The organism is Candidatus Marifrigoribacter sp. Uisw_064, assembly GCF_047730175.1.
Lineage (GTDB): Bacteria > Bacteroidota > Bacteroidia > Flavobacteriales > Flavobacteriaceae > Marifrigoribacter.
This window is the reverse complement of record NZ_CP159833.1, coordinates 422,616-439,001: the sequence shown is the minus strand read 5'-3', so window position 1 is coordinate 439,001 and position 16,386 is coordinate 422,616. Positions and strand designations below refer to the sequence as shown.

Sequence of the window (16,386 nt, the reverse complement as noted above, 5' to 3'; positions counted from 1 at the left end):
TTGAAAATAATATTCTTGAAACTATTGTTATAATTGATGTGAAGTGTATTTATTTCTAATACTTGTATTTTTTATGACTTGTATGTTTTTTGTAGCGGTGCTAAATACGGATATCACATTAAAAATAAGTTATCTTTGGGTATATTAAAATAAAAATTTTCGAATATTAAATAAACTATAATTTCTAAATAACATAAATATGAAAAAAATTACATTTTTATTGCTTTTAATGACAAACTTCTTGTTCGCACAAACAGCTTCCGTAGATGTATCAGAACTGTCTAATGTGTCAAGTGTAGATGTTCTTGCAAACTTTGGTGGTAATTTTGACTTTTATCCAGCAGCTGATGCAGGTTCTGATGTTTGGACTTTTGATTTTAGTTCTTCAACAGATGCAACTAATGAATATTTATGGAGAGTAACTTTTGATGATACTTCAACAGACCAAGAGTCTATGGCTTCAAAAATAGGAGGGAAAGGATTGGATAATGATGTTGCAATCGGACAACCATTTAATACTGATTATTCTTCTTATTGTAATAGAGTAATGACAATTGGAGGGGTTGATCAATCTTCTTACTTCAATTCATTTAGAATACCTGGTGTTAATTACACAGAATTAATTGTAAATGCTCTAGACGGAGAATTTTATTATATGCGATATAGTGAAAACGAATTTAGTACATTCGGTGGTCCAGGAACTATAGATAATAGTGATGGAACGCATACGGCTTTAGTAAGACCTGATGTTGCATTTGAATATTTTTGGGTTAACGATAATACAGGATTAGAAGAGGATTTATTGACTTGTGAAAATGATGGTGTTCAGATAAACACTGATAATGCCAATTATGCAAATAGAATTCATGCAGCAGGAGTAGCAGACAATGATATTTTTAATACCTGCCCTGAACCTTTAGGAATTGAAGATTTTGATTTAAATAATATAAGTGCATTTCCAAACCCAACACAAAATGTTTGGAATATTAAAATCAATAACCAAACTATTGACTCAATTCAAATAGTAGATGTTCAAGGAAGAATAGTATTAAATTTATTTCCAAACGCAAGTGAAGCTATCATTGTAGCTTCTAGTTTACCAACAGGATTGTATTTTTCAAGAATAAATACATCAGTAGGAACTAAAACTATAAAACTGATTAAGAATTAATTATTATACTTAAAACGTAAATAAAAAAAAGTGCGTTATCTTAATAATAGCGCACTTTTTTATTAAACTATTTAGTTTTTATAAGAAGTTAATTGCTGTTACTCTATACCAATTTCAACTTTAAAAGTTTAGGATACCTAATTAAAAAAGTATCTACTTTAGCTGCAAAAATTGATATTTTCTCCGGTGTGATTCATTATTCTATCTAGTCAGTTTTATTAAAACTTTATTATCAAGAAGAAAATTAGCCGCATTTTTTACATGTAATGACTATTTTAAACTAAGATCTCTAGTTTATAATCAAAAATATACTGAAGAAGTTGACATAACTTCATGGAGATGTGTTAAAGTCACAGGACATATAATATGTATTATAGTAAAAGAATCTTATAGCAACTTTCAATAAAAATTAATTTTATTAAAACTTTAAGTACTTTTTATCAAAAAACATTACATTTTTGTTTAATTAAAAACACATATTGAATAGCTTAACAGCCTTAAAAAATAAGCTTAGATGACATATAATATAAAAAAAGTTGGAGTATTAACTAGCGGGGGAGATGCGCCAGGTATGAATGCAGCTATTAGAGCTGTAGTAAGAGCATGTGTATATAATAAATTAGAATGTGTTGGTGTATATAGAGGTTACGAAGGACTTATTGAAGGAGATTTCAAAGATTTAAATGCTCGTTCTGTTAAAAATATTATTAATAGAGGAGGAACCATACTTAAGTCAGCTAGATCTAAAGAGTTTTTCTCAAAAGAAGGACGGGAGATAGCTTATCATAAATTAAAAGAAAAAGGTATAGATGCACTTGTAACCATTGGAGGAGATGGAACATTTGCTGGAGCTTCTGTTTTTAGCAATGAGTTTGATATTCCTATTATTGGAATTCCAGGCACCATAGATAATGATATAAATGGTACCGATTTTACCATAGGGTATGATACCGCATTAAATACTGTGGTGGAAGCGATCGATAAAATTAGAGATACTGCAAACTCACATAGTCGCCTATTTTTAGTAGAGGTTATGGGTCGTGATGCTGGAGATATAGCTTTAAATGCTGGAATAGGAGCTGGAGCCGAAGAAATACTAATTCCTGAGCAAGATATGGGGAGAGGACGTTTAATTGAGTCTTTAAAAAGAAGCAAAAAATCTGGAAAGACATCAAGTATTATAGTTGTTTCAGAAGGAGATCAAATAGGTAAAAATATATTCAAACTTGCAAGTTATATTGAAGAAAACCTTGTGGGGTATGAAGTAAGAGTTACTGTATTAGGTCATATACAAAGGGGGGGAAGTCCTAGTTGTTTTGATCGTGTTTTAGCAAGTCGATTAGGAGTGGCTTCTATTGATGCATTAATTAATGATGAACGAAATGTGATGGTAGGAATTCGTCATAATAAAGTGTTGTCAGTACCTTTTTTAGCAACAAAAAAAGGCAAAAAAGAATTAGATTTAGAATTAATAAGAGTCGCAGATATTACGTCTTTGTAAAAAAAAAAATATGAAAATAAAAATTGGAATTAACGGGTTTGGCCGAATAGGAAGGATTGCCTTCAGAATTGCATCACAAAATAAAAATATAGAAGTAGTTGGAGTAAATGATTTATTAGATGTAGATCATTTGGCTTATTTATTAAAGTATGATTCTGTACATGGAAAATATCCCGGATCAGTTGAAGTAAAAAACGGACAATTGATTGTTGACGGACGAACAATTCGCGTAACTGCTGAAAGAAATCCTGAAGATTTAAAATGGGATGAAGTTGGCGCAGAAGTAGTTATTGATTGTACCGGAATTTTCACAGGTCTTACCACGGCAGATGCTCATTTACGAGCAGGTGCAAAAAAGGTTGTAATTTCTGCTCCTTCAAAAGATGCTCCTATGTTTGTAATGGGTGTAAATCATAAAGATGTAAAAGCAACAGATACTATTGTTTCAAACGCATCTTGTACTACAAATTGTTTAGCTCCTCTGGTTAAAATTATTGATGACGAGTATGAAGTTGTTGAAGGATTAATGACCACTGTTCATGCAGCAACTGCAACTCAGTTAATTGTTGACGGTCCATCCCGTAAAGATTATAGAGCGGGTCGTAGTGCTTTAACTAATATAATTCCTGCTTCCACAGGGGCAGCGGTTGCTGTTGGTAAAGTTATTCCCAAATTAAATGGAAAATTAACAGGTATGGCTTTTAGAGTTCCGACGGCCGATGTTTCCGTTGTGGATCTAACAGTTCGTACGAAAAAGAGTGCAAGCTATGAGGACATAATGAAATTATTTAAAAACGCTTCTGAAGGTGATTATAAAGGTATTGTGAACTATACTGAAGACGCTGTTGTATCTCAAGATTTTGTGAGTGATGCGCATACTTGTACATTTGATGCAGGAGCAGGTATTGCTCTTAACGATAATTTCTTTAAGTTAGTAGCTTGGTATGATAATGAATATGGTTATTCAGCAAAGTTGATTGACCTAGCAGCTCATGTCGCAACTCTTTAACTATGATATTAATAACCGATGGAGGTTCAACAAAATGTGATTGGATTTTACTTGATACATCAGGTGAAGTAATTTTAAAGACAAGAACATTAGGATTGAACCCCGCCGTTTTATCTGAAATAGAATTAACGGAACGCATCACATCAAATAAAGATCTTTCACCATTATTTGAAAAAGTAGCGGTAGTTGATTTTTATGGGGCAGGTTGTGGCACAAAAACGCCTGTGTTACTTTTAAAAAACACCCTACAAAATATTTTTATTAATGCGAAAGTCTCTGTAAATGAGGACACTGTTGCAGCAGTATACGCAGCAACAACTCAGCCTGGAATCGTTTGTATTTTAGGAACGGGCTCTAATAGTTGTTATTTTGATGGCAAAGAAATCCATAATAGTATCGAATCTTTAGGATACATGTTAATGGATGAAGCGAGCGGTAATTATTTTGGAAAAAGACTGATTCGTGATTATTATTATAAAAAAATGCCAGAAGAATTAGCTTTGGATTTTGAAAAAAGATATGAATTAGATTCAGACGAGATTAAAACAAATCTATATAAGAAATCAAACCCCAATATGTATTTGGCATCTTTTGCTGAATTTATTTTTACTTCGGAAGAAGTAAATGGCTATTTTTACAAACTGATTAGTGAAGGAATTTTAAAATTCATTGAATATAGAATCCTTTGTTTTAAAGAAGCTCAATCAGTTCCTATCCATTTTATAGGTTCTATTGCACATTTTTCAGAAGAAATAATAAGAGATTGTATGAAACCTTATCATTTAGAGTTAGGGAATATAATAAGAAGACCTATTGACGGTTTAATTGAATACTATAAAACACATAAATTATAATAATTAATGAGTTTACCTTCTATAAATCCAACCACCACTAAAGCTTGGAAAAAGCTCTCCAATCATTTCAATGAAATTGAACCTATTCATTTAAATGATTTATTTTCTTCAGATGAAAAGAGAGAAGATAAAATGAGCATTGAATGGAAGGACTTTTATGTAGATTTTTCAAAAAATAGAGTTTCTGATACTACAATAAATTTACTGCTTGAACTGGCTGAAGAAGTCAAATTAAAAGAAGCAATTCAGCTTCAGTTTTCAGGAGAAAAAATAAATCAGACTGAGGGTAGAGCTGTTCTTCATACAGCCTTACGAGATTTCAATGCGATGAAACCTGAAGTAAAGGAAACACTTCAGAAAATGAAACTGTTTTCAGAAAAAATTGAAAACGGCACTTGGAAAGGATATACTGGAAAACCTATCACCGATATTGTAAATATTGGAATTGGAGGTAGTGATTTGGGGCCAAAAATGGTCACCGAAACACTGAAATACTATAAAAACCATCTTGAGGTTCACTATGTGTCAAATATTGATGGTGATCATGTAGCCGAAACCTTAAAGAACCTAAATAGAGAGACTACTTTATTTATTGTGGTTTCAAAAACTTTTACAACGATTGAGACCTTAACCAATGCTATCACTATTAAAAAATGGTTTTTAGAAAATGCAACGATAACGGATGTGCCGAATCATTTTGTAGCAGTTTCTACAAATGAGGAAAAGGTATTAGATTTTGGAATATCTAATGAAAATATCTTTACAATGTGGGACTGGGTTGGAGGTCGTTTTTCTTTATGGAGTGCTGTTAGTCTTTCTACTTGTTGTGCTATTGGATATACTAATTTTGAAGAATTATTACAAGGTGCTCATGAAATGGATGTACATTTTAAAGAGACTGATTTTTCTGAAAATATTCCAGTCATTTTAAGTGTCTTGTCAATTTGGTATACAAATTTTTATAATGCTGAAAGCGAAGTGGTTGTTTCATACTCCCAATATTTATCCTATTTGGTACCTTATCTGCAACAAGCTTTTATGGAGAGTAATGGTAAAAGTATTGATAGAAATGGAGAAAAAGTTGACTATCAAACAGGAACCATAGTTTGGGGTAGTACAGGGACCAATGCCCAACATGCATTTTTTCAATTATTACACCAAGGAACTAAAATAATACCAATAGATTTTATTGGTTTCTCTGAATCTCTTCATGGAAATAAAGAACATCAGGATATTTTAATAGCTAATTTGTTAGCTCAATCTGAAGCCTTAGCAGAAGGAACAGCAGGTACTTCTATAGCATCTCCTTTTAAAGAATTTGAAGGAAATAAACCTTCCAATACCTTATTAATAAAAAAATTAACCCCTAAGAACTTTGGTGCATTACTTGCACTTTATGAGCATAAACTTTTTGTGCAAGGAATCATTTGGAATGTTTTTAGTTTTGACCAATGGGGCGTTGAACTAGGAAAAAAGAATGCGCAACAAACGTTAAATGCAATTAAAGAAAGATCAGACTCAAGTATCGAAAATAAATCTACAAAAAACTTACTTAATCAATTTTTAAAATAGATTTATTTTTTCTTGTTCTCTAGTTGATTTAAATAATAGGAAGGATATATTCCGTGTTTTTTATAAAATGCTTTAGAGAAGGATTCAGCACTTTTAAATCCACATTCATTTGCCAAAGCTTTAATGGTGAATTTTTTAAACTTCTCGTTGGTTTTTACTTCTTCCATAAAATAATCCACCCGTAAATCATTTAAATATTGAGAGAAGTTTTTGTCCTTTTTTAAATTAATTACTTTAGATAGATAAGTAGAGTTGGTTTTAAAACTCTTCGACATTTTTACTAAGGTAATATCTTGTGATAAATATTTGTTTTGAGCTTCAAATTGATCAAGCTGATCTAAAATTCCTTGAATGATATGAATTGAAACTCCATTTATATTATCCTCTAAATCAATGTCTTTTGTTTTTTCTTCCTTCTGATTAGAAATTAATAACTCAAACCTTTTTCTAAATTTTTGTTGTCGTTTTATATAATATATCAAGATAAACAAACTAATAATAAACAGTGAAAATATCCCCCAACTTAAAAGTTTTGATTCTTTGTTTTCCTTATTAAGATCTTCAATTAGATCTTCTTTATCTTTTAATAATATTGGAATAACGTACTCATTTTCAGTTTCATCTTTTATGCTATTTATTTTGTTTCCTATCACACGTTCAATAGCAACCAATTTATATAAATACTCTAATTGTTTTTCTTTATTTCCTTGCTCCTGATAATAGTTAACTAGTTGATCATATAAAAGCGGAAGTTCAGGATGTAGTGTATTGTTTGATTCATAAATAGAATCTATTTTGTTGAAATAAGACACTCCTTTTTCCTTTTTAGATTGTCCGTAATAACTTGCCCCAACATAAAAATAATAAAAAGGCAAATAGCTATTATTATACATTTCTCTATTAATATCTCCCTTTTTTAAGCTGTCTAAAGCTGCTTTATATTGTTCTTTAACATATAATGCCATTCCTGTTCTAGAAACAAACGCATAATAAGAAGAGCTATCTTTTCTTTTTAAAGACTCATTAATTCCTTTTTTAAAGTAAATTAAAGCGGAATCACTTTTTTTTAATCGAACATAACTTTTACCAATTCCTTCCAAAGCATATAAATAATGCTCAGAAAATAACGCATCGCTTAAGTTTTCTTGCAATAAATTATAAGCCAAAAATTCAGCGTCTAATGCCTCTCTATAATCTCCCCATAATTCATTGATCTTATTTATTTGATGCAATGCAGAAATCTGTTGGTCAATGTTCTTTTTGTTTTCTGCGGAATGATATGCCAAAATAGCATTCTTTAAACTTTCTTTAAACCCACCTCTATTAAATAAATAATTAGATTTTTGTAAATATCCTTCACCTGGAAAATTTAAATGCTGGCTATTTTTTGTAATCGAAATGGTAGAGTCTAAATAAATTAATGCTTCTGAAGCTTTTGAAATTTGTGAGAGGTAAGAATAACCTTTGGCAATTCTAATACTATCTTTTTCTGTTTTTGCTTTGTCAATATAATGAGTCGCTATTTGTTTCGCATTAATAGAATCACTTTTGTATTTATTAAATAAAACAAGTAGCGCTTCATAAGTATTTGATGATGAGAGTTCATCATTAATGTTTTGAGCACTTGTATTTAATTGTGTAAAAATTAATACAAGAAAAATAAAAAGATTGCGAATCATAAATAATATTTAATCCTGAATTACAATATCCTAAAAATAACTCATTAATTAAAGGTTTTTCAGCGTATCAGATTGCATTCTCTGTAAATCTATTATAATCTGCTGTAAATAAAATTATTAGGACTATTTTCTGATGTCTTGATTTATAAATTTAGGCTTTGAATTTATAAATAAAGACCGCTATAATTTTAAATTAAACTTTAGGCCAGCTACATTTACAGAAACTAATACCACTTTTAAGCCAATTAAATATTTTGAAACATGAAAGAAATATTACTATTGTTTTTACTTTTTCAAATGCTCAGAACAATGAAAAGATTATTTTAGGCAAGTCTATCATATAGCTAGTAAAGAAAATACTAATCGTATTCCAGGTTTTCGAAACCAATTGTTTTGGGAAACTTGCATTCAATTATCTTCAGAAGAAAAAGAGCTTATTTTTTTCACCTCAGATGTTACAGGTGTTTTTGAAATTATAATAGAAGGATTTACAAATAATTTAGAACCTATCTCTATTAAAAAGTTTATTGTTGAATCGTAAAAGGGATATATTAAATAAACCTTTTATAATCATTTACTTAGCATTAAATATTGTAATACTTCAGTATTTTTTTTTCTTCTTATTAGTATTTACATTTTTTTATATTTTAAAAAACGATATATTTATCATTCAACTAAAAAACCCAAAAAACATGGAAGATCAAACAAACACAATTAGTCTAGATGAAGCAAAAGCTTATACTCAAGAATGGCGTAACAAAGAAAGTACTTACAATTCACACCAGGAGTTAAATGCTTTTTTAATACCAGCTGTAGATTTACAGGAAGCATTAGATTTATTAAAAGGACAAGAAGGGAAAACCTATGTTAGAGCCTATATAGGTGTAAAGCATCAAGCGAGAGTTAGTGAGGAAAAACTTGTTATTGTTGCTACAATAGCAGATGAAGATGACTCTACTATTTATAGAGATTTAATTTATGGAAAAGTAGATGGTATTGGAGCGACAACGCCACCATCAGATCCAACAAACAGTGGTATTTTTGATTTTACATATCCATGCCCAACTTTTTGTGACCCTAAAAGTCCTATTCATAAAGGTTAATTATTTAAAAAAATGATCAAATTTATCTTAGAATTTATAATATATTTTTCTATATTTTTATCATTACTCTACATTAGAAGCTTTATTAGAAATAATAAAGCTTTTAAGCTTTTTACTATTTACTTAATAGTCATTTCTATTATTCAACTTTCATCTTTTTTAATAATAAAGTCAGGTGGTGAGTCCAATTTGTTTTTATCCCACTATTATTTTATCTCACAATTTATATTACTCTCCCTATTTTTTAAAGAACTTTTAAAATTTAAATGGATTTCTTGGGTTTTATATATTGGTTTATTATTAATAGGGTATCAATATATTATAGAGCCAAACCTATATTTTCAATATAACACTATAGGAATGGCTATTACACAAACGTTTATAGTTATTTATTCTTTATTATATTTTTATAAATCCCTTTCCGGGAAAAATGAATTTATCTTAGTGAATATTGGATTATTCTTTTATTTATTATCTAGCACCTTAATATTTGCTTCCGGAAATTTAGTGTTTGATTTAAGTATCCGTGAGCAAGTTTCTCGATTATTGAATATCATTAATGCAGTACTTTATTTAGTATTCCAGCTCTTAATATTTGTAGAATGGTGGAGAAATCATCGCACTATATTCCTTAAATCAAATTAATGGAAGTCTTTTTAGATATTATTGGTTATGTTCCAGTTGTATTTTGTGTAATTAATGCAATTTTATATTTAGGCAAGTATAAGCTTAATAATAAGGCATTTAAATACTTTGCAATTTATTTAGGATTAATTGCTGTTATTCAATTAAGTGCTATATTTTTAGGTAGAGTTTTAGGTCAACATAATTTATTTCTTTTTCATTTTTACCTTATACTTCAGTTTATATTTCTTTCTTTTTTTTATGGATATTTACTAAAAAAAATATGGATTTATAAAGTGCTAATCTTTGTTTTACTGGTATTGGCGTATCAATATTTCGAAACACCATCTTTGTTTTTTATATACAATGCTTTTGGTGTGGCTTTAACACAAGGGATATTAGTTATATATGCACTTATCTATTTTTATAACTTTATAAAAGGTGATGCAGAGTTTTTATTAGTTAATATAGGCTTGTTTTTTTACTTGTTATCTAGCATATTAATCTTTGCATCTGGGAATTTAATATTCGATTTAAAAGAAGTTTTTAAGTTCGGATATAAATTATTAATGGATTTAAATGATGTGCTCTATTTTGGCCTTCAAATTCTTATCTTCGTTGAATGGTTGAAGAATTATTCACAGGTGAAAATCAAATAGTAAGTATTATTCTTATTGCAATTGGCTTATTAGTTTTTATGGCTATTGCTATTGTATTATTTTTCTATTCTTCTAGAAAACGTATTATTAAATCTGAATTAGAAAAAGCGAATTTAGAGATTGACCATCAAAAAATGATATTACAATCTGTGATTGTAACGCAAGAAGAAGAACGAAAACGTATTGCTCAAGATATGCATGATGCCATTAGTTCAAAATTAAATGTGGTCTCTTTAAATGCAAATACTCTAACTGAAGATGATATTACGATTGAAGAAACTAATAAAATTGCCATAAGTATTTTAAAGATTACAAATACTGTATTAGAAAGCTCAAGGAAAATTGCACATGATTTGTTGCCTCCAATACTTGAGAAATTTGGATTAAAAGCAGCTTTAGAAGAATTATGTGAAGAAATTTATGAAACCAAAAAATATGAGTCTACTTATCAATTAAATTATAAAGAAAATTTTTTAATCCCGAATCATGAATTACATGTTTTTAGAATCGTTCAGGAATTAATCAATAATACGATAAAACATTCAGATGCAACAGATTTTTCATTAATTCTGAAAACAGAAGAAAACCACTTATCTTTACAATATGAAGACAATGGAAAAGGATTTAATCTAAAAAAATTAAAAAAAGCGAAGGGTCTAGGTATGAGTGGGATTGAAAATAGAGTGCTTATTTTAAATGGAGATTTGCACATAGATTCTAAACTTGGAGCAGGAATTAAAATTTATATAGAAATAAATAGTAGTTAAAATTTTAAACAGATGAAACGAGCATGTTAAAAGTTATATTACCCAAGGAATGAATAATAGCGAACTGCATGCTTGTGCTTAGCTTGTCGAAGTATGACCATTAGAATAAAATAAAATAGGCGCATGAAAATTAATGTAATAATAGCAGACGATGAAGAGCTTTTTAGAGTTGGAATCGTACATGTATTAACTAGAAATGATGAGGTTAATGTAATGTTTGAAGCATCAGATGGAAAGGAGCTTATTGACTACTTAGCTGCAAGTAAAATCCTTCCAGATGTTATAATTATGGACATTAAAATGCCAAACTTAAATGGTGTTGAAGCGACAAAAATTATTACAAAAGAATATCCCGAAATAGGAATCGTGGCATTAACAACCTATAATACAAAACCATTTATTCGCAATATGATTGATGTAGGGGCGAGTGCATATTTAGTGAAAAATTCGGCACCTAAAAAAGTAATGCATACCATAAAACAGGTTTGTTTTAATGGGTTTTATTATGATACAGAAGTGCTGAAAATAGTAAATGATCAATTTTTAGCGACAAATGAGAATTCAAAAAAATCGGTGTTTGATGATTATTTTTTAACGCCTCGCGAACGCGAAACCTTGGAGTTAATTTGCCTGCAACACACCACTTCAGAAATAGCAGGAAAATTGTTTATTAGTCCACGAACTGTTGAGGTGCATAGAACAAATTTATTAGAAAAAACGGGAGTTAAAAATGGAGCTGGACTTGTAATATTTGCAATTACAAATGGTTTAGTGTCTCCAATTTTATAATAAAATGTTTAATAGTGAATAGCATGCCTGCGCTGAGCTTGTCGAAGTATAATCATTCAAAAAAAATAATAGAAACACATGAAACGAGCATGTTAAAGATTTTATCACATAACGGAATGATTAAAAGCGAACAGCATGTGACCTTCATATATAATAATATAAACACATGAAACTTGATATATTGGCCATAGGCGCACATCCAGATGATATAGAATTAGGGTGTGGAGCAACCATAGCAAAAGAAATAGCTAATGGAAAAAAAGTTGGAGTAATAGATTTAACACGAGGTGAATTAGGAACTCGAGGAACTGCTGAAACAAGAGATGTTGAAGCTGAAAATGCTGCAAAAATATTAGGTGTTTCGGTTCGTGTAAACATGGGCTTTGCAGATGGGTTTTTTGTAAATGACAAATTACACCAAATGGAGCTTATTAAAATGATACGAAAGTATCAACCAGATATAGTGCTTTGTAATGCTATTGAGGATCGTCATATTGATCATGGAAAAGGAAGTCAGTTAGTTAGTGATGCTTGTTTTTTGAGTGGATTAATAAAGATAAAAACAAAATTTCCAGAGGATGATGGATGGCAAAACCCTTGGCGCCCAAAACAAGTATATCATTATATTCAATGGAAAAATATTGAACCTGATTTTGTTGTTGATGTTTCGGGATATTTAGATAAAAAATTAGAAGCAGTTTTTGCTTATGAAACACAATTTCATCAACAAGATTCTAATGAACCAAAGACACCGATTTCTACAACAAATTTTAAAGATAGTATCACCTATAGAGCGCAAGATATGGGGAGATTAATTGGATCTGAACACGCAGAAGGCTTTACTGTAGAGCGTTATGTTGCTGTAAAATCTTTATACGATTTAATTTAAAAAAATAATTAATAAGTCTTTTGTGGTGCACCGTAAATGCTTTATATTTGCGCCACCAAAATGGTGGTTGTAGCTCAGTTGGTTAGAGCATCGGTTTGTGGTACCGAGGGTCGCGGGTTCGAATCCCGTCTTCCACCCAAAATCAAGAGCTTCTCATAACAGAGAAGCTTTTTTTGTGATATTAACTTTCTTGAACTTTGCGGGATGAGAAGTTTATACTGAGCATTACTGAGAAATGAAATATATTTTGTTTTGAAAGCAGCAAACGAAGTTTGTCGAAGTGAATCCAGTCTTCCACCCTTTATAAAACCTTCAAATTTATTTGAAGGTTTTATAAAGGGTATACTTAAAATAAAAAAGTCTTTCAATTTTAAACGAAAGACTTTTACTTTTTATTCAATATAGGGAATTACAATTTATCAGCAGTAATTCTATCTTTTCGATTGGCTACTTCCCAAGCGGTTTGAAATATTAATCGTGTTCTTGTTTCCATTAATTCATACTCAATTTTTTCAACAGTATCGGTATGTTTATGATAATCTCCATGTACGCCGTTAAAATAAAAAATTACGGGAATATTCTTTTTTGCAAAGTTGTAATGGTCACTTCTATAATAAAAACGATTAGGATCATTTTCATCATTAAAAGTATAATCTAATTCTATATTAATATACTTTTTATTCACCTCTTCAGAAAGATCATGTAAATCTTGACTTAATTTATCACTACCAATTAAATAAATGTAATTAGGAGAGTCTTCTTTATTTGGATCAATTCTTCCAATCATATCTGTATTTAAATTACAAAGTGTATTTTCTAAAGGATACAATGGATTTTCAGTATAATATCTAGATCCATACAATCCAATTTCTTCGGCTGTTACATGTAAAAATAGGACAGAACGTTTAGGACCATTTCCATCTTTTACCGCTAATTGAAAAGCTTCGGCCATTTCCATAAGAGCTACAGTACCACTTCCATCATCATCTGCGCCGTTATAGATATTTCCTTTGTCGTCAACTCCAACATGATCATAATGTGCTGAAATAACAATTACTTCTTCAGGTTTTTCAGAACCTTTAATAAAAGCTACTACATTTTGAGAAGGTTTAGGTTCTTTCATTCTAGTAAAATAACTAGATTCAATGGTTTGAAAGTAATCAACTGCATTTTCAGGAGAAGGGATACCTTGTTGTTTATAAAAGTCTCGCAAATAATTTGCGGCCATATTATTACCTCTAGATCCAGTGTCTCTTCCTTCCATCTCATCACCAGCAATAATATACAAATGTGTTTTTAAATCTTTGGCTGTAATTGTTTCAGCATAATCCGTTCTTGTCATCGTTACAGCATTTGTACTTTGTGCTGTATTACAATAAACTGTAAACATGGCTATTAATAAAAATATGATTTGTTTCATGGGGCTTTTTTGTGGATAAATATACATTAACTAATAAGGTATAATGTGAAAGTTATGTGAAAATTATAAATGCTAGCCTACCATTTCATACTTTTAAAATAATTGAATACTATCTTTTTAAAATGATTAAATTATGAATGATACCTTAGTTAGTATCATAATGCCTGTTAAAAACACGGAACAATACCTGGTAGAATGTTTAGATTCGATTTGTAATCAATCTGAAACTCATTGGGAACTAGTAGCTGTAAATGATCATTCTACAGATAAAAGCAACACTATTTTAGAAGAATACGCTTTAAAAGATGCAAGAATTAAAGTACTACAAAACAATGGGAATGGTATTATCGATGCTTTGAGGTTGGCTTTTTCTGAAAGCAATGGAACCTTTATTACAAGAATGGATTCAGATGATATTATGCGCATTCATAAAATTAAAGTTTTAAAAAATAATTTAATGAATTATGGAGAAGGACATGTTGCTACTGGATTAGTGAACTATATTTCAGAAAATAAAATTGGAGAAGGATATCAGAAATATGAAGCATGGCTAAATCGATTAACCAAAGAAGGAAACAATTTTAAAGAGATTTATAAGGAATGTGTAATCCCATCTCCCTGTTGGATGGTTTATAAAAATGATCTTTTAACCTGTAACGCTTTTCAACCAAACTTTTATCCAGAGGATTATGACCTTACCTTTCGATTTTATATACAAGGCATAAAACCCATTCCATGTAATGAAATTTTGCATTATTGGAGGGATTACCCAACAAGGACTTCGCGAACAGATGAGCATTATTCAGACCATACTTTTTTAGATATAAAAGCTCATTATTTTTTGAAGCAAGAATATGATCCAGAAAAAAATCTTGTAATTTGGGGAGCAGGAGCTAAGGGAAAATCATTGGCAAAAAAAATGATAGAAAAAAATATTCCTTTTTATTGGATTTGTGATAATCCCAAAAAAATTGGAAAACATATATATGATCAAAAAATATATCCTTTTAAAGAATTAGAGTCAATTGAGAATGCCCAAAGTATTATTACAGTCGCCAATCCAAGAGAACAAGAAATCATAACACACTATTTTAATGAAAGAGGAGCTATTTCTATGAAAGACTTCTTTTTTTTCTGTTAAGTACTTTATTGAACACTGATAAAGGATCTTTCAATTTTCATCACGGTATTTTAACTATAGCTAGGTAAACTCTTATCGGGGTTTATTCTAGTACCGATATAAAAAACAATATTTACAAAAAAGTTGAATGAAAATTAAGTTTAGTTTAGTTTAGTAAAATTGCTATGAAAATTGAAAAAAACTTATAGACCTTCTGTCTTAACGGAAGTGTTATTATGAATTAGTTTAGATTAGTTGTTGTTATTTCATTAAAAGCCAAAGTTATAAACTTTGGCTTTTTTTATAAAATAAGTGTTTCCCCTTATTGTTTAATAAATATTTTCCCTGTAATTTTCAAGAGTATAATTTTGAAAAACAAGATGATCTTATTTCTTTGTTTGTAATACAATGGGGATTTAATCACCCCTTACAAAGTATAGGTATTCTTAGTCCAATAAATTAAATTTTAAAAATTTCAATTAAACCTTAAAAATTCTTTACAGAATAAAAAAAGTCTACTATATTTGCAACCGCTAAAGGAGAAATGGCAGAGCGGTCGAATGCACTAGTCTTGAAAACTAGCGAGGGTCACACCTCCGGGGGTTCGAATCCCTCTTTCTCCGCAAAATGAAACCCACAACGAACGTTGTGGGTTTTTTGTTTTTAAAAGAACGTCAAAAGTTCACTTTTGTAAGTGAGGGTAAAAACAAAAAAACAACAAGCGCTAGCTTGTTATGGTTTCAATGCTTGCCCAGGATTACGTTTTAGGGATCACGAGCAAAGCGAGTAATCCTAAAGAGATCCTACTGGCCGCTTCGCGGGTACCTTCACCAAAAGTCCACTGGACTTTTGATTTTGTTTAAACAAAATTTTGTTATGGTAATGCTCCGGATTACCAATTGGGATTACGAGCAAAGCGAGTAGTCCTTATCTATAGAAACAAAGCCCTACTATCGTAATGATGATAGGGCTTTGTTTTTTTTTAAAAAGGAGTTCGTGAATTGCCTAATCAACTTTATTTGTTATTAAGATCTCTCCACTATGGTGATTTCCTCTTCCGTCAACCATATAACTCATAAACCATTACATCAATTTCTGTATATTTACCTTATTGATTATTAAAACACGAAGAGAATACACCATTAAAAACAATTTTAATTCTTACTTGGGGAGGTTTTCGTGGAGGTATTTCAATAGCCCTAGCATTAAGTTTAAGCAATGACCAATCT

Annotated in this window: 15 protein-coding genes and 2 tRNA genes; 15 read left to right on the top strand and 2 right to left on the bottom strand. The window is 30.1% G+C overall.

The features are described from left to right. Positions 1–199 precede the first annotated feature (199 nt). The 5 genes from ABXT64_RS02055 (at position 200) to pgi (ending at position 6,107) form a co-directional block, all read left to right on the top strand. Entirely contained in the window at positions 200–1,171 is a 972-nt protein-coding gene (locus ABXT64_RS02055; RefSeq protein ID WP_443633726.1) for a T9SS type A sorting domain-containing protein, read from the top strand. Positions 1,172–1,685: 514 nt separating this feature from the next. After that, positions 1,686–2,672: a 6-phosphofructokinase gene (gene pfkA / locus ABXT64_RS02050; RefSeq protein WP_443633725.1), complete on the top strand. Its 987-nt coding sequence runs from the start codon at positions 1,686–1,688 to the stop codon at positions 2,670–2,672. 10 nt (positions 2,673–2,682) lie between these two features. Then, positions 2,683–3,681 carry a type I glyceraldehyde-3-phosphate dehydrogenase gene (gene gap, locus ABXT64_RS02045; RefSeq protein ID WP_443633724.1) on the top strand — a complete coding sequence of 333 codons (999 nt, stop codon included), beginning with the start codon at positions 2,683–2,685 and terminating at the stop codon, positions 3,679–3,681. A 2-nt stretch (positions 3,682–3,683) separates the two neighbouring features. Beyond that, positions 3,684–4,535, top strand: a complete 852-nt coding sequence (locus ABXT64_RS02040) for an N-acetylglucosamine kinase (RefSeq protein WP_443633723.1) — start codon at positions 3,684–3,686, stop codon at positions 4,533–4,535. Positions 4,536–4,541: 6 nt separating this feature from the next. Continuing rightward, a complete protein-coding gene (pgi, locus tag ABXT64_RS02035; RefSeq protein WP_443633722.1) occupies positions 4,542–6,107 on the top strand; it encodes a glucose-6-phosphate isomerase in 1,566 nt (521 codons plus the stop codon). Between the two features lie 2 nt (positions 6,108–6,109). Here pgi and ABXT64_RS02030 read toward each other — a convergent pair whose 3' ends face one another. Continuing rightward, complete coding sequence (locus tag ABXT64_RS02030; protein ID WP_443633721.1) at positions 6,110–7,786, bottom strand: helix-turn-helix domain-containing protein; 1,677 nt, start codon at positions 7,784–7,786, stop codon at positions 6,110–6,112. Between the two features lie 388 nt (positions 7,787–8,174). Here ABXT64_RS02030 and ABXT64_RS02025 point away from each other — a divergent pair, with 388 nt between their 5' ends. The 8 genes from ABXT64_RS02025 to ABXT64_RS01990 all read left to right on the top strand — a co-directional run bounded on the left by ABXT64_RS02025 (position 8,175) and on the right by ABXT64_RS01990 (position 12,755). Next, complete coding sequence (locus ABXT64_RS02025) at positions 8,175–8,327, top strand: hypothetical protein (RefSeq protein ID WP_443633720.1); 153 nt, start codon at positions 8,175–8,177, stop codon at positions 8,325–8,327. Positions 8,328–8,478: 151 nt separating this feature from the next. Further along, a complete protein-coding gene (locus ABXT64_RS02020; RefSeq protein ID WP_443633719.1) occupies positions 8,479–8,889 on the top strand; it encodes a hypothetical protein in 411 nt (136 codons plus the stop codon). 360 nt (positions 8,890–9,249) lie between these two features. Continuing rightward, a complete protein-coding gene (locus ABXT64_RS02015) occupies positions 9,250–9,534 on the top strand; it encodes a hypothetical protein (protein WP_443633718.1) in 285 nt (94 codons plus the stop codon). Then, on the top strand, positions 9,534–10,172 hold the full coding sequence (locus ABXT64_RS02010; protein ID WP_443633717.1) for a hypothetical protein: 639 nt from the start codon (positions 9,534–9,536) through the stop codon (positions 10,170–10,172). Before ABXT64_RS02015 ends, ABXT64_RS02010 begins: the two co-directional genes overlap by 1 nt. Then, a complete protein-coding gene (locus tag ABXT64_RS02005; RefSeq protein ID WP_443633716.1) occupies positions 10,136–10,939 on the top strand; it encodes a sensor histidine kinase in 804 nt (267 codons plus the stop codon). The genes ABXT64_RS02010 and ABXT64_RS02005 overlap by 37 nt, the downstream gene beginning before the upstream one ends. 123 nt (positions 10,940–11,062) lie before the next feature. Next, the gene (locus tag ABXT64_RS02000; protein WP_443633715.1) at positions 11,063–11,728 is read left to right on the top strand and encodes a response regulator transcription factor; all 666 of its coding nucleotides are present in this window, start codon (positions 11,063–11,065) and stop codon (positions 11,726–11,728) included. 166 nt (positions 11,729–11,894) lie between these two features. Further along, on the top strand, positions 11,895–12,617 hold the full coding sequence (bshB1, locus tag ABXT64_RS01995; protein WP_443633714.1) for a bacillithiol biosynthesis deacetylase BshB1: 723 nt from the start codon (positions 11,895–11,897) through the stop codon (positions 12,615–12,617). A gap of 62 nt (positions 12,618–12,679) precedes the next feature. Next, a tRNA-His gene (locus ABXT64_RS01990) sits at positions 12,680–12,755 on the top strand. A 271-nt stretch (positions 12,756–13,026) separates the two neighbouring features. On the opposite strand, the gene ABXT64_RS01985 is transcribed toward ABXT64_RS01990, so the two are convergent. Then, positions 13,027–14,037 (bottom strand): M28 family metallopeptidase, encoded by a 1,011-nt coding sequence (locus tag ABXT64_RS01985; RefSeq protein ID WP_443633713.1) that lies wholly within the window; start codon positions 14,035–14,037, stop codon positions 13,027–13,029. A gap of 133 nt (positions 14,038–14,170) precedes the next feature. On the opposite strand from ABXT64_RS01985, the gene ABXT64_RS01980 reads away from it, so the two are divergent. After that, positions 14,171–15,178: a glycosyltransferase family 2 protein gene (locus ABXT64_RS01980; protein WP_443633712.1), complete on the top strand. Its 1,008-nt coding sequence runs from the start codon at positions 14,171–14,173 to the stop codon at positions 15,176–15,178. A 517-nt stretch (positions 15,179–15,695) separates the two neighbouring features. After that, positions 15,696–15,780 (top strand) — tRNA-Ser (locus tag ABXT64_RS01975). Positions 15,781–16,386 lie beyond the last annotated feature (606 nt).